The sequence below is a fragment of the Neobacillus sp. BF23-41 genome, from assembly GCF_041106275.1.
This window is the reverse complement of record NZ_JBGBPR010000090.1, coordinates 1-1,207: the sequence shown is the minus strand read 5'-3', so window position 1 is coordinate 1,207 and position 1,207 is coordinate 1. Positions and strand designations below refer to the sequence as shown.

The 1,207-nt window shown below is 37.1% G+C and carries 1 protein-coding gene and 1 pseudogene; both read right to left on the bottom strand.

What is annotated here, in order from left to right:
• Positions 1–31 precede the first annotated feature (31 nt).
• Positions 32–958 carry an IS3 family transposase gene (locus AB7942_RS30490; protein ID WP_369449789.1) on the bottom strand — a complete coding sequence of 309 codons (927 nt, stop codon included), beginning with the start codon at positions 956–958 and terminating at the stop codon, positions 32–34.
• Positions 859–1,207, bottom strand: a pseudogene (locus AB7942_RS30485) (helix-turn-helix domain-containing protein); the annotation flags it as partial. The pseudogene AB7942_RS30485 and the gene AB7942_RS30490, both read right to left, overlap by 100 nt.

Below are 1,207 nucleotides of genomic sequence, written 5' to 3'. Positions count from 1 at the left end.
TGATGTGACCCCCAAAAGTTAGAGTTTTATATTAAACAGCTAATTGGCTGGTATGGATTCGGTATTGAACCGGACTCATGCCTGCCAATTTTTGTTTTATACGCATGTTATTATAATACTTGATATATTCTTCAATTCTCTTTTTTAATTCCTCAAATGAGCACAGTGCTTCCCCGTAATACATTTCTTGTTTCAGTAATCCGAAAAAGTTCTCCATGGGCGAATTATCTAAACAGTTTCCTTTTCGCGACATACTCTGAAACACCTTGTATTCCTTGAGTGTTTTTACCCATTTATTATGTTGATAATGCCAGCCTTGATCAGAATGTACAGTAGTTCTAAACTTTGAATCTTTAACAATTTCTAGTGCTTCCTCGAGAGGTTTGAGCGCTAATTCTAAGGTTGGACGCATACTTGTCCCATACGAAAGAATTTCACCATTGAACATATCCATAATTGGATTTAGATACAGTTTTACACCGTCTGAACACTTGAATTCTGTAATATCTGTGGTTAATTTTTGATAACACACATTTGTGTGAAAACGACGATTGATACGGTTCTTGGCAACCGTTCCAGTCGTTCCTTTGTAAGAACTATACTTGCGTGATTTTAGTCTGAACTTATCTCCTTTGAGTCCAAGTTCATTCATGATGCGTTGAACCTTCTTATGATTGACTTCAACCTCACGGTTTTTCAATTCTAGTTTGATACGACGGTATCCATAATTACCATTATTTTCTTCAAAAATAGATTGAATACTTTCCTCCAACTCTTGGTCTGGATTCTCCTTCTTCATCATTTTTATATGATAATGGTAGGAGGATTCGGGAATGCAGACTATTTGTAAAACATCTTTTAGTTTGAAGGTTTCTTTGAGTTCGAATGATAGCGCTGCTTGTGCTTTTCGAGATAGCTTTCCGGATCCATCTGAAAAGCTCGCAACTTTTTTAAGTATTCTACCTCTAAACGAAGAAGCTCGTTTTCTCGTTCCAATTTTTGTTCGTACGTCATTTCTTTTTCTTCGGTGTGTTTATTTTTTCTGTTCTTAGCTTTATCAGACATGGATGGCCGTCCTTTCGGTCTATTCAGGCCTTCAACACTCCCCTCATGAAAAGCTTTCTTCCATGAGGCTATCAAGGGAGCGTTTGTTAGCCCAAATACAAGAGCTGTTTCAGTTTCTGAAGACCCTGTTCTCTTCATAAAG